Annotated in this window: 13 protein-coding genes; all 13 read left to right on the forward strand. The window is 34.9% G+C overall.

All coding sequences use genetic code 11. The features are described 5' to 3' along the window. Window positions 1-1,044: a glycosyltransferase family 2 protein gene (locus IGI52_RS00695; protein ID WP_438780123.1), complete on the forward strand. Its 1,044-nt coding sequence runs from the start codon at window positions 1-3 to the stop codon at window positions 1,042-1,044. Then, window positions 1,028-2,566, forward strand: a complete 1,539-nt coding sequence (locus IGI52_RS00700) for a lipopolysaccharide biosynthesis protein (RefSeq protein ID WP_438780124.1) — start codon at window positions 1,028-1,030, stop codon at window positions 2,564-2,566. Before IGI52_RS00695 ends, IGI52_RS00700 begins: the two co-directional genes overlap by 17 nt. A 22-nt stretch (window positions 2,567-2,588) precedes the next feature. Beyond that, on the forward strand, window positions 2,589-3,539 hold the full coding sequence (locus IGI52_RS00705; RefSeq protein WP_438780125.1) for an NAD-dependent epimerase/dehydratase family protein: 951 nt from the start codon (window positions 2,589-2,591) through the stop codon (window positions 3,537-3,539). Window positions 3,540-3,590: 51 nt separating this feature from the next. Beyond that, window positions 3,591-4,286, forward strand: a complete 696-nt coding sequence (locus IGI52_RS00710) for an L-ribulose-5-phosphate 4-epimerase (RefSeq protein ID WP_438780126.1) — start codon at window positions 3,591-3,593, stop codon at window positions 4,284-4,286. A gap of 146 nt (window positions 4,287-4,432) precedes the next feature. After that, entirely contained in the window at window positions 4,433-5,557 is a 1,125-nt protein-coding gene (locus IGI52_RS00715; protein ID WP_438780127.1) for an IS4 family transposase, read from the forward strand. 262 nt (window positions 5,558-5,819) lie between these two features. Next, a complete protein-coding gene (locus IGI52_RS00720) occupies window positions 5,820-6,758 on the forward strand; it encodes a glycosyltransferase family 2 protein (protein ID WP_438780128.1) in 939 nt (312 codons plus the stop codon). A 678-nt stretch (window positions 6,759-7,436) separates the two neighbouring features. Beyond that, complete coding sequence (gene mltG, locus IGI52_RS00725; protein WP_375352300.1) at window positions 7,437-8,609, forward strand: endolytic transglycosylase MltG; 1,173 nt, start codon at window positions 7,437-7,439, stop codon at window positions 8,607-8,609. Window positions 8,610-8,704: 95 nt separating this feature from the next. Next, on the forward strand, window positions 8,705-9,184 hold the full coding sequence (gene greA / locus IGI52_RS00730; protein WP_438780129.1) for a transcription elongation factor GreA: 480 nt from the start codon (window positions 8,705-8,707) through the stop codon (window positions 9,182-9,184). Between the two features lie 132 nt (window positions 9,185-9,316). Next, on the forward strand, window positions 9,317-10,039 hold the full coding sequence (gene liaF / locus IGI52_RS00735) for a cell wall-active antibiotics response protein LiaF (protein WP_326932144.1): 723 nt from the start codon (window positions 9,317-9,319) through the stop codon (window positions 10,037-10,039). Continuing rightward, complete coding sequence (locus IGI52_RS00740; protein WP_049218881.1) at window positions 10,036-11,103, forward strand: sensor histidine kinase; 1,068 nt, start codon at window positions 10,036-10,038, stop codon at window positions 11,101-11,103. The genes liaF and IGI52_RS00740 overlap by 4 nt, the downstream gene beginning before the upstream one ends. 56 nt (window positions 11,104-11,159) lie before the next feature. After that, window positions 11,160-11,792, forward strand: a complete 633-nt coding sequence (locus IGI52_RS00745) for a response regulator (RefSeq protein ID WP_438780130.1) — start codon at window positions 11,160-11,162, stop codon at window positions 11,790-11,792. Window positions 11,793-11,909: 117 nt separating this feature from the next. Next, a complete protein-coding gene (locus IGI52_RS00750) occupies window positions 11,910-12,575 on the forward strand; it encodes a potassium channel family protein (RefSeq protein ID WP_438780131.1) in 666 nt (221 codons plus the stop codon). Window positions 12,576-12,586: 11 nt separating this feature from the next. Beyond that, complete coding sequence (locus IGI52_RS00755; RefSeq protein WP_070557848.1) at window positions 12,587-12,880, forward strand: HesB/YadR/YfhF family protein; 294 nt, start codon at window positions 12,587-12,589, stop codon at window positions 12,878-12,880. The last annotated feature ends 1 nt before the right edge of the window (window position 12,881 follow it).

Here is a 12,881-nt window from a genome sequence, read left to right on the forward strand (position 1 = left end):
ATGAAATTTTCAATTGTAATGCCTGTTTATAATACAGAACAATATTTAGAAGCTGCTATTTTATCAGTAATAAATCAAACTTATAAAAATTGGGAACTGATTATTGTTAATGATGCTTCTCCAGACAATAGTAAAGAAATTATTGATAAATATAGGAAATTAGAAAAAAGAATCACACTTTTAAACAAGAGTAAAAATGAAGGGTTAATTCTAGCAAGGTTAAGTGGAGTAGAACTTGCCAGTGGAGAATATATTTTCAATTTAGATTCGGATGATGTGTTTGATAAAGATACCTTACTTTCGGTAATTAATTTTATTAAAAAATACGGCGAACAAGATTTAATAACTTTCAATTTATCCAGAGTGACTAAAAATGGTATTGAACTTTCTCGGCAAGAACATTTATTTGATGAGGGGATAATTAGCAAAGCTGACTTTTACTCTATTTATTTTAAGGATAGTTCATTGAATCCAATTTGCGGTAAGGCAATAAAAACTAAAGTTTTAAATCAAGTTGTACTTTTTGAAAATGAGAAATTGGTAAGAGGTGGAGAAGATCGTCTATTAATTGCTAAAAGTCTGTTAATAAGTAAAAATTTTGGTTATATTGATAAAGTTCTATATTATTATACTTACAATGAAACAAGTATAAGTAGTAGTTCCTATCTAAATCACGTTAACGATGTTTGTGTTACTGGAGAATTTATTTTTGAAAATTTAATTTCAAAAGTGAATGATTATCGGCTGAAACAAAGATTCTTTAATGATTTTTCTGGACGTTTTTTTTCTGTTCAAAGAGCCCTTTTTCTGTTGAATAAAGATATTTCATATGAAAGCAAGAAAAAAATGAGTTTATCACTAAAGAAGTATCCAGTCGTTCAAACATTATTGAATTCAAGCTATGCAAAAGACCTGAGTTTTACTGGAAAATTATACTTATTTTTTTATAAAAGAGAAAATTTTTTCTTTTTAGTAAAGAGTTGGCAAATAGTGTTACTCGCAAAAAAAATAAAACGAGGTAGTAAAAATGAAACAAAGAAGTAGAATGGAGTATTCTATTATTAATTCAAGTATTTCATTTGTTTTATTCTTTTTCAATATGCTAATAAAGTTCGCTTTTAGAAGTATTTTTATAAAATATTTAGGAGCTGAATATTTAGGATTAAACGGTTTATTTACTAATGTCTTGAATGTATTGTCACTTGCTGAACTTGGAATAGGTTCTTCAATTATATACGTTTTATATAAACCGTTGGCGGAAAAGAATCATCCTGAAATAAATGCATTGATGCATTTATATAAAAGAATATATCAGTTTATTGGTTTAGTAGTAGCCATCTTAGGTCTTCTGATTCTTCCTTTTCTTCCAACTATTATAGGACGGGATGCTAATATTGATAATTTATACTTGATTTATATTCTATTTCTTTTTAATTCTGTTGCTAGTTATTTTTATACGTATAATAGATCCTTGCTACTAGCTGATCAAAAAGTTTACATAACGGTGATATATGATTTTGTTTTTATGGTTATCACAATAATAAGCCAAACTTTAATTTTGATTTTTACACAGAATTATATTCTATATTTGATTCTACAAATTATATTTACTATTCTATGTAACATTTTTTTGACAATTAGAGTTAAGAGAGAGTACAGATTTTTATCTGACAAAAAAAAGTACAAATTGAGTCAAAATACAAAAGATATTTTAAAAAGGAATACGATAGGAAACATTGCAAACAAAGTTGGTAGTGTTGTAGTTTCTGGAACGGATAATATTCTTATATCTACTTTTGTTAGTTTATCGGCAGTAGGCTTCTATTCAAATTATTCGTTAATAATTACGAGTTTGCAACAGCTTTTTACTAAGTTTACAAATTCTATTGGTTCTAGTATCGGCAATGTGGCTGCATCCGTTAAGGATGATACGGGTTACTATGTCTTCCGAAAGCATAGTTTGATCAATTTTCTTATTATTTACATTACAACAACTGAATTGATTGTGTTGCTAAATCCATTTATTAGTTTTTGGGTGGGAAACAGTTTCAAAATGGATAATATTACTGTTGTAGTGATAATATTGAATTATGTAATAAGAATGTTTAGAAATACTCCTCAAGTATTTATTGACGGATATGGTTTAGCGTGGCAGCAGAGATGGAAAGCAATATTTGAATCAATAATAAACCTATTTGCTTCACTATTGTTTATCATAGTATTCAAGCTTGGGGTGGCGGGTGTTTTGTTAGGGACACTTACTTCATCATTACTAACGGTTTTCTGGTATGAGCCATACAGTGTATTCAAGTATGCCTTTAAAAAGAATTTTCTTTTATATTGGAAAATGATGTTTCACTATTCCTTGTGTTTTTTAGCAACCGTTCCATTCATTTTTATTATTAAAAATTATTTTATTAATGAAGGTTTTTTGAGATTAATAATTACCGCATTCATTGTGGGACTTGTAGATTGTGTTTTTTTTGTACTTTTTTTCTTTAAAACAGACGAATTTAAGTTTTTAACAGTTACTGCAAAAAAATATCTCCATATCAAATCTAAGTAAGTAGAAAGGCGGATTAATAATTATGAAAAAATATCTAATTACTGGTGGTGCTGGTTTTATCGGCTCTACACTGGCAAACCATCTTTCAAAAAACAATAAAGTTTTTATAATTGATGATTTGTCGATGGGAAAGAAAAGTAACGTAAAAGAAAATGATAATATTAAATTTATTTTAGGTTCTGTTACAGATGAAAATCTTATGAAACAAGTTCTTTCACAAAATAATTTTGACTATATTTTTCATTTAGCAGCTGTGGCGAGTGTTGCTGATTCTGTCGAACGTCCGATAGAAACGCATACGATTAACTTCGATAGTGTACTGTTATTGCTAGAATTGGTTAGAAAATATCAAACAACACTTTCTCGCTTTATTTTTAGTTCTTCTGCAGCAGTATACGGCGATGAACAAACGTTACCTAAAAAGGAGGAATCAATAATTCGCCCATTAACTCCATATGCAATTGATAAGTTTTCGGCTGAACAATATGTTCTCGCATATAATCACTTATATGGTGTGCCGACAAGTGCAGTAAGATTTTTTAATGTGTATGGTCCAAATCAGAATCCAAATTCGCCATACAGTGGAGTTATTTCAATTTTAATGAAACAGTATAAGAATATGCTTACCGGCAAAAGAGCCAAATTTACTGTATTTGGAGATGGTGAACAATCAAGAGATTTTGTATATATTGATGATGTCATTCAAGCGTTATTACTAGTCTCTAAAGCAGAAGAATCACTTGGTAAACAGTTCAATGTAGGAACTGGAACAGCTATTTCATTAAATGAATTAATAAGTGTTCTAAATCAACAGCTCGGGGTTGAATTGCCAGTGGAATTTATCTCCTCGAGAAGTGGTGATATACCTGCTTCACTATCAAGTATCGAACGTTTGAAAAAGCTTGGATTTATTAATAGATTTTCAATTGAACAAGGATTAAGAAATTATCTTAAGTTCGAGACTATGATATAATAAAATTGAATAATAATTAGTTTTTATTTGAAAATAGGAGGAGAAAAAAATTTGTTAGAATCATTAAAAAAAGAAGTTTTTGAGGCAAACTTGGAATTACCTAAAAGAGGGTTAATTAAGTATACTTGGGGAAATGTTAGTGTCTTTGATTCAGATACAAAATATTTTGTAATCAAACCAAGTGGAGTCAGTTATGAGGAGATGACTGTAGATGACATGGTAGTTGTGGATTTAAACAATAATGTCATAGAAGGAAAAATGAATCCTTCATCAGATACTCCTACGCACGCAGTGCTCTATAAAGCATTTCCAGAAATTAGTGCAATTGTTCATACACACTCAACTTGGGCAACAATTTGGGCACAAGCTGGAGTAGATGTTCCTGCTATGGGGACTACACATGCGGATACATTCTATGGAGAAGTTCCTTGTGCTCGTTATTTGACAAAAGAAGAAATTGACGAGGGTTATGAGCACAACACTGGATTAGTGATAGTTGATGAATTTTCTAAAAGAGGGATAAAACCTTTAGAAGTTCCAGGAGTATTGTTACATGGACATGGTCCTTTTACATGGGGGAAGAGCGCTAAAGAAGCCGTTATGAATACAGTAGTTCTTGAAGAGGTATGTAAAATGAACTTCTATACTAGACAGCTCAATTCGTATGCAGAAGTTCTACCACAAAGAGTATTAGATAAACATTATCTAAGAAAACATGGTAAGGATGCTTATTACGGTCAAAATTAGTTTATGTTTGTGTTTATTAAAAAGCACTAGTGTTGCAAAGATCCCCACTCTAACCAAATCATTGATTTAAAGCTATCTAGATGCAAAAAGTCCTTTATACTGAATCTAGGATAACTTATCCAAGACCAATAAAAAGGACAGCACACATGGATAAGTATAAATCAGAAACTTCGTTTCAGAAATGGTTTTCTTCCATAAATTTTACTGAATTATCTGAAAAAAACCTCAATAGCATCAATAAATATGATTATTACAGTAAAAAACTAGATTTCAAAACATCATTAAAACTCATGCTTTATGCAGTCTATGAAGAAATGCCTAGCTTTCGGGAAATTGATCGAGCCTTTATGGATTCGCGACTTTGCAAGGAACTAGGATTGAGTGGACTTTGTCACAGCTCACTATCTCGTAGGATGCCTCAGATTGATTCAGAAGTCTTGATGGAAATTTTTGTACAACTTGTTCAGAAAATTTCCACCCAAAAACCAAGCTCAAAAACTTCAAGTCTTCAACTCATTGATTCGACAACCATCCCATTGAACAAAACGTGGTTTCCTTGGGCGAAATTCCGAAAAACAAAATCTGGCATCAAACTTCATTTAAATCTCTGTTATCTGGATAAAGAGCATCAGTATCCCGAAAAATTCACTATTACAAACGCGGAAGAACATGATCGAAATCATTTCGAATGCTTCGTTGATAAGACAGAAGCTACGTATGTAGTAGATCGTGGTTATTTTGATTATAAATTATTAGATCAACTAAATACTGATGGCTACTTCTTTGTGACTCGCACAAGGTCGAATACTAAAATCACAGTTTTAGATCAACTTGAAGTCGCAAATCAAAAAACAGCAGATGGACAAATCATCAGTGATCAACAAGTAATTCTGGGTGGTGGTATCAATTACAGTACTGAGCGCTTCAGATTGGTCACGATTCTGACCAAAGGACAACGGCTTTTGCGTCTTGTCACTAATCGGTTTGATGTTTCTCCAAATGAAATCGCAGATATGTACCAAGCACGATGGCATATTGAACTTTTCTTCAAGCACTTGAAACAAAACGTAATGATCCGACGGATCTATTCACAAAAGGAACAAGGCGCCATCAATCAAGTGATTCTTACACTAATAGCAACACTTCTGACCTTTCTAATAAAGATCGAACTGGGGACAACCGCCACACTTTTTGCTTTAAAACGCTCTCTTCATTACCTAATGTTTGCCCCCGCTGAATATTGGTTCGCTCACTATCAATCAGATGGCTGAAGTTAAAACAGTTGGCATCTCACATGTTTTCACTTGAATAGGGCTAAAAATTTCTGGAAAAAGTTATCCTTTGCGTGAGCATTTCCTTTTTTTGTAAATTTTAGCAGAAAGTTATTGTCAGTATATTCTGATAATACCGGTACAATATTTATGCAACACTAGTGATTAAAAAGAAAACTAGAATTATAATATAGTTTTCTTTTTTAATGAGCTCTATTTTATATAAAATATATTGGATACATAGCTAGTTAGGAGAGTAAATATGAACAATGAAAAAATAGCTATCCTGATCCCTTGCTATAACGAATCGTTAACTATTAAAAAAGTAATCAATGATTTTAAAAGGGAACTACCTGAGGCAGATATCTATGTCTATGACAATAATTCAACAGATAACACATATGAAATCGCGCTTAATGAAGGTGCGATAGTGAAAAAGGAACCGCGCCAAGGTAAAGGAAATGTGATTCGACAAATGTTCTTTGACATAGAGGCAGATTATTACTTAATGGTAGATGGCGATGATACCTATCCTGCAGAAAATTCAAAAGAGCTAATTACAGCTTTAAGAGAAGGTAGAGCAGATATGGTAATTGGTGATCGCTTATCTAACGGAACGTATTTTAACGAAAACAAAAGAGCTTTCCATGATTTTGGCAACAACTTAGTGAAGAACTCGATCAACCGCTTATATCAGGCAGATATTAAGGACGTAATGACTGGCTATCGTGGATTTAATCGAATGTTTGTTAAAAGTTTTCCAGTAATGAGTTCTGGTTTTCAAATTGAAACGGAGTTCACAATTCATGCTCTGGATAAACGGTTTAAACTAGTAGAAATTCCGATTGATTATCGTGACCGTCCAGAAGGCAGTGAGTCAAAATTAGACACGTATTCAGATGGCTTCAAAGTTCTACTGACAATCTTAAAAATGTTTAAGGATTATAAGCCTTTGTTATTTTTTTCTATTATCAGCTTTATTTTCTTTCTATTTGGTTTGATCTTTGGGGTACCGGTAATCAATGAGTTTATTCATACAGGTTTTATTACAAAAGTTCCTTCTTCGATATTGGCTACGGGACTGATGGTCTTTGCTCTGTTGTTACTAATAACGGGGTTAATCTTAGATACAGTGGTAACCAATGCAAAAAAGGAATACGAGTTGAATTTGTATCGTTTGTATGAAAAGAAACTCAAATGAAAAAAATATAATTTCCTTAACTAAATAAATTTTACATTTCCCTCCTCTTTCATTTCATGTATAATGGTTTAAGTTATGACATGAAGTAAGGAGGAGTTGTTTTTGTCTGAGGATCAAAACCAACACTCGGAAGAAGGATCTTTTAAAGAGCAGATCATGCGGGCTTTAGAAGAGGGCCGAAAGAATCGCGAAGTAGAACCAACGAAAAAAGCGAGCTCAATATCCGCTGGGCCATCCACTGGGCCTTCGAAAACAAAAAAGGATACTAGTGATGACGACGATTTGGCTTCGTCTTATGAGCGTTTATTTGGCAATAGACAAAAGAAAGAATCAACTGCTGCTGAGCGAAAGTCTGAGCCGATTGAAGAAGAGATAAAAAAAGAGGAACCTCTGAAGAAAGAAAAAGAATCAGAGAAAAAGGTTCATCTTGATGACTCTGAAGCAAAGTCTAAGATAAGAAAAGAGAGAAAGAAGTCTACAGCAGAGAAAACGAGTCCGATAAAAAAAGAGCAAACCAAAGAACCTTCAGTAATTCAAGAAAAGAAAGCAGAGTCTCGTCGTGACGAATCAAAACGAGCGGCTAAGACTGTCCCATCCAAGAAGAAAGAAAAGGCAGAGGGGATAAAACAGTCGAAGCATGATGAGCATGTTGAAGAAGAGCCATCAATTTTCCAACGTATTGGTGAGAAATTTGATGATCTTCGTAATATGGATGAAGACTTTGAAGGTGATTTAAGTGAGGAGAGCAACTTGAAACGAGCAGAACGTCGCAAAGAGGATCGAGTCGTCCGCAAAATTGTTTATATATTGACGATTGGTATTTTGATCGTCGCAGGGATTTTAGCGATTTCGGGTTATAACTATGTTAGTGCTGGTTTGAAACCGCTGGATAAAAATGACAAAAAATTGGTTCAGGTAGAGGTGCCGAGCGGCTCATCGAACCGTCAAATCGGTGACATTTTAGAAGAAGGAGAAGTGATCCGAGATGGAATGGTTTTTAATTTCTATACGAAATTTAAAAACCTAACGAACTTCCAGGCGGGTTATTATCAATTTTCTCCTAATATGACGTTGGATCAAATTAGTAAAGAATTGCAGCAAGGTGGAAGTGCCGAGCCGTTAGATGATGCTTCGAAATTGACTGTTCCTGAAGGTTATGATGTTGATAAGATTGCAAGTTTAGTCGCGAAGAAAACAGACTTCAAGAAGGAAGATTTTATCAAGGTTATGAAGGATGATAAATTCTTCGAACAGCTAAAAACGCAGTATCCAGACCTATTAACAGATGCCGGTAACGCAAAGGATGTTCGTTACCGCTTAGAGGGATATTTGTTCCCAGCGACTTATAACGTTCATAAAAATAGGAGTCTCGAAGATTTAGTAACTCAAATGGTAGATACGACGAATCAAATCCTAACGCCATATTATAGTCAAATTAAGGAAAAAGGATTAAACGTTCAAGAGGTCATGACATTGGCTTCGTTGGTCGAAAAAGAAGGAGTCACTCAATCTGACCGTAAGAAAATTGCACAAGTCTTCTTTAATCGGATTGAAGCACAAATGCCTTTACAATCAGATATTTCAATTCTTTACGCTTTAGGTGAGCATAAAGAAGTTGTCACGATTAAGGATACAGAAGTGGACTCGCCGTATAACTTATATACGAATACTGGATATGGACCAGGGCCATTTGACAATCCAAGTCAAGAAGCAATCCTAGCTGTCCTTGATCCAACGGAGAATGATTATATTTATTTTGTTGCAGATATCTCAACAGGAAAAGTATACTATGCGAAGACTTACGAAGAGCATATGGAATTGGTCGAAAAATATGTCAATAAAGAGAAATAAACAATTTACATTACAGTAATTACGTGGTAATCTTTTGTGGATTAAATCTATAAAAGATTACCTTTCGTAATTTTGTTGATTGAAGGAGAAGAAAAATGGTAGAAAAAACATACCCTATGACTTTAGAAGGAAAACACAAGTTAGAGAAGGAATTAGAAGAATTAAAAACAGTAAAACGTGGAGAAATCATTGAGCGAATTAAAATTGCACGCAGCTTTGGTGATTTGTCTGAAAACTCTGAGTATGAATCAGCGAAAGATGAACAAGCCTTTGTTGAAGGACGTATCAGTACTTTGGAAAATATGATTCGTTTCGCACAAATTATTGATAACGAGAATGTTGATTCTGATGAGATCTCAATCGGTAAGACGGTTACTTTTGTGGAATTGCCTGATGAAGAAGAGGAAGAATATACGATCGTCGGAAAAGCCGAAGCAGATCCGTTAACTGGAAAGATATCTAATGATTCACCGATCGCGCAGGCATTGATTGGTAAAAGTGTTGGGGATATCGTAACGATCGCAACTCCCGGTGGCAACATGGAAGTTAAGATCATAGATGTCAAACAAAACTAAGAATGGTTGAAAGAGGCGCTGGTCGCCTCTTTTCTTTTAGGGTTTAAAGAGGTTGCGACTTTAGACCGATAGTATTTAGACTTTAAAAAAAGTAGAATAAGGTATAAATAAAAAGTTGGGAGGAAAGACAAGATGAAAAGTCCATGGCGCTTTTTCATTGTAATTGAAGCCTTACTTGCAATTTTCTTATTATGGCAATTATCTTCTACCCCTGCGATGTTGATCATGCTGCTTTTTGGCGTGTTAAATATATACTGGGCATTGCGTAAACGTCGTCGTCGAAAATTCCAATTAATCTTAGGCTCAGTGATTTTGATTATTTGTTTAGTGAATAGTCCTGCGACTTGGTTGATGTTGATTTTTGCAGTAATATTTCTTGGACTTAAGGGTTTCGAAATTGCGGGTATTTCAATGCCAAACCATTCTTTGAAGAATAAAAAAAGCATCGTAATGGTTGAAACAACAGATCCGACAGGACATAATGGTGAACGAAGGAAACAAAGCTGGATCGGAAATGATCGAATCGGAACACAAGTTTTTGAGTGGGATGATATTAATGTAGCAATCTTAGCCGGAGACACAATCGTTGACTTAGGGAATACATTGTTGCCTAAAGAAGATAGCATCGTAATTGTCCGTAAAGGCTTTGGTCGGACACGAATTTTAGTTCCTTATGGTATTGGAATTCTTTTTGAGCACGCAACGCTTTATGGCAAGGTTGATTTTGATGAGGATACGCAAGTTCTCCGCAATGAAACAATCAAAATGTATAGCGAGGATTATGATGAGAGTCCTCGTAGATTGAAAATAGTGACCAATACATTGGTGGGAGATGTCGAGGTGATTCGTGTATGATGGGGAAATATTCTCGTTTACAAATTTCCCTTTATTCGGGTCTGATTTCTTTTTTACTGATTTTGACAACCCTCTTTCTGTATATGTATGCGATAGGGAAAAGGCAATTATTTGCTCAATTATTTGTTGCACGAATTTTTTACATTCCTTTATTTGTTCACATTATTGTCATTTCTTTGACGGTATGCGCAGCGGTCTATTTTCTCGTGACATTTTTAGAAAAGCGGCAATTGGGGAAAATAGAAGGAAAATTGCAAAACTTGGCTTCAGGTGACTATGAACAACCTTCTTTGGATGTAGCGATTTCACAAAATAAAGAGATGCTGTTAGTCGATCATGATATCAAACGAATTAAAGAAAAATTAGTGAGCATGTCACGGGAGCTGCAGCAGTTAAGCAGTCAGCCGCAGATGGTTGATGGTACGACAAGAGAAAAAATCTTAGAAGAAGAGCGTCATCGTTTAGCAAGGGAACTGCATGATTCAGTTTCTCAGCAGCTTTTTGCGGCAATGATGATGATGTCCGCCTTGAATGAACAATCCCAGCATTCTGAAGAATTGGAGCCTTATAAGAAGCAATTGGCGATGGTAGCCGATATTATCAATGCTGCGCAATCAGAAATGCGAGCATTGTTGCTTCATTTGCGCCCAATCAGTTTAGAAGGCAAAAGTTTGCGTCAAGGAATTGAGCAATTATTAAAGGAACTACAGACTAAAATTCAAATTCAGTTAAAATGGGATGTTCAGGATATTTGTGTTTCACCAAGTATTGAGGACCAACTATTTCGAGTAGTGCAGGAGTTATTGTCCAATACATTGCGTCATGCAAAGGCGAATGAATTAGAGGTTTATTTGAAAATCGTTGGTCAAAGTATTTTGCTGCGTGTAATTGATGATGGTGTCGGATTTGAAGCCAAAGATGAGCACGCTGGTAGTTATGGATTACGCAACATTCGTGAACGAATTGCGGGCGTTGGCGGGTCAACTAAAATAATTAGTTTTAAAGGTCAAGGAACAAGTATTGAAATCAAAGTTCCTGTTGTAGAGGACACTGAGCCTGCTTAACGGTATGCTAGACAGCATAGAAATAAAATAGATTATTAAGAACTAGGAGGCAGAGGATGATACGAGTATTGTTAGTTGATGATCATGAAATGGTTCGATTAGGCGTTTCTTCTTACCTATCGATTCAATCAGATGTCGAGGTTGTGGGGGAAGCTGAAAATGGCGAAGATGGCTACGAGAAGGCGATGGCTCTTCGTCCAGATGTAATTTTGATGGACTTGGTGATGGAAGTGATGGATGGCATCGAATCAACCAAGAAAATTCTAAAAGAGTGGCCAGAAGCAAGAATCTTAATCGTAACCAGTTTTATTGATGACGAAAAAGTTTATCCTGCTATTGAAGCGGGCGCCTCAGGTTATTTGTTGAAAACATCTACCGCTTATGAGATCGCCAATGCCATTCGTAAGACCTATAATGGTGAGCGTGTCTTAGAACCAGAAGTGACGACGAAGATGATGGAGCAATTATCCAATCGAAACCGTCATGTTCTTCATGAAGAATTAACGAATCGTGAACAAGAAATTTTACTATTAATTGCTCAAGGAATGAGCAATCAGGAAATCGCTGATGAATTGTTTATCACCTTAAAAACAGTCAAGACGCATGTATCGAATATTTTAGCGAAGCTAGAAGTAGAGGATCGTACACAAGCAGCGATCTACGCCTTTAAGCACGGGTTAATAAAATAGAGAGTCCATCTCTGTTTTATTAACCCGCTCTTTGTTATACTAGGAAATGTAAGTTTTGCTGGTATAGAGATTCAAGTTATTTGGATAAATAATATATTGAAAGATTAAGGAGATATCATGAAGCAAAGTTTTGTCATTATTGGTTTAGGAAGATTTGGCGGGAGTATTTGCCGCACATTAGTGGAATCCGGTCAGGAAGTTTTGGCGATAGACAGCAGTGAAGATCGTGTGAATGAATACATGAATATTGCTACTCATGCAGTTGTGGCGAATGCACAGGATGAAATGACTCTCCGTTCTTTAGGCATTCGAAATTTCGACCATGTCATTGTAGCAATAGGAGAGGATATTCAGGCGAGTATCTTAGTGACTTTAATGGTCAAGGAAATGGGTGTGCCTAATATTCTGGCAAAAGCACAAAATGAATATCATGCCCGTGTCTTAGAAAAAATCGGCGCGGACCGTGTTGTCCATCCTGAACGGGATATGGGACAACGAATCGCTCATAACCTGGTTTCGAAGAATATTTTGGATTATTTAGAATTATCTGATGAGTTTTCTTTGGCGGAAATCAATGTGACCAATCGTAAATTTTATGGTAAAACCTTAGATGAACTAGATTTTCGTCAACGATTTGGACTAAATGTGGTAGCAATTCGTCGGGATAATCAGGATCCAATCGTGACGCCTCCTGCAGAGGAAATCGTACAAAAGGATGATCATTTAGTGGTAATTGGTCGCGATGAAGATGTGGATTATTTAGATGAAAAAATGAATGGATAGGTGATTTTCAAATGAAGTTAACAATAACCCCAAAAGCGCAAGAATGGTTTAAACGTGAAATTGAATTAAGCAATGGCCAAGGAATCAAATTTTATGGGAAAGTCTATGGGAAAACTCAGGTTCATGATGGCTTTTCAGTAGGGATGTCGGTGGATACAATCGATAGTCCACTTGTAAAAACAACTATTGGTGATCAATTGTTTTATATTGAAGAAGCCGATGAATGGTTTTTTAAGGGATACGACCTTGTTGTTGATTATGACACAGTCTTGGATGAACCAAAGTACGACTTTATCCAAGTTTAGG

The organism is Enterococcus sp. DIV0187, assembly GCF_051713785.1.
GTDB classification, from domain to species: Bacteria; Bacillota; Bacilli; order Lactobacillales; family Enterococcaceae; genus Enterococcus_A; species Enterococcus_A avium.

Excerpts from the sequence above, each read along its gene's own strand:
- IGI52_RS00755 (WP_070557848.1), top strand. The coding sequence starts at position 12,587 with ATGAAGTTAACAATAACCCCAAAAGCGCAAGAATGGTTTAAACGTGAA.
- greA (WP_438780129.1), top strand. The coding sequence starts at position 8,705 with ATGGTAGAAAAAACATACCCTATGACTTTAGAAGGAAAACACAAGTTA.
- IGI52_RS00750 (WP_438780131.1), top strand. The coding sequence starts at position 11,910 with ATGAAGCAAAGTTTTGTCATTATTGGTTTAGGAAGATTTGGCGGGAGT.
- IGI52_RS00745 (WP_438780130.1), top strand. The coding sequence starts at position 11,160 with ATGATACGAGTATTGTTAGTTGATGATCATGAAATGGTTCGATTAGGC.
- liaF (WP_326932144.1), top strand. The coding sequence starts at position 9,317 with ATGAAAAGTCCATGGCGCTTTTTCATTGTAATTGAAGCCTTACTTGCA.
- IGI52_RS00715 (WP_438780127.1), top strand. The coding sequence starts at position 4,433 with ATGGATAAGTATAAATCAGAAACTTCGTTTCAGAAATGGTTTTCTTCC.
- IGI52_RS00720 (WP_438780128.1), top strand. The coding sequence starts at position 5,820 with ATGAACAATGAAAAAATAGCTATCCTGATCCCTTGCTATAACGAATCG.
- IGI52_RS00740 (WP_049218881.1), top strand. The coding sequence starts at position 10,036 with ATGATGGGGAAATATTCTCGTTTACAAATTTCCCTTTATTCGGGTCTG.
- IGI52_RS00705 (WP_438780125.1), top strand. The coding sequence starts at position 2,589 with ATGAAAAAATATCTAATTACTGGTGGTGCTGGTTTTATCGGCTCTACA.
- IGI52_RS00700 (WP_438780124.1), top strand. The coding sequence starts at position 1,028 with ATGAAACAAAGAAGTAGAATGGAGTATTCTATTATTAATTCAAGTATT.
- IGI52_RS00695 (WP_438780123.1), top strand. The coding sequence starts at position 1 with ATGAAATTTTCAATTGTAATGCCTGTTTATAATACAGAACAATATTTA.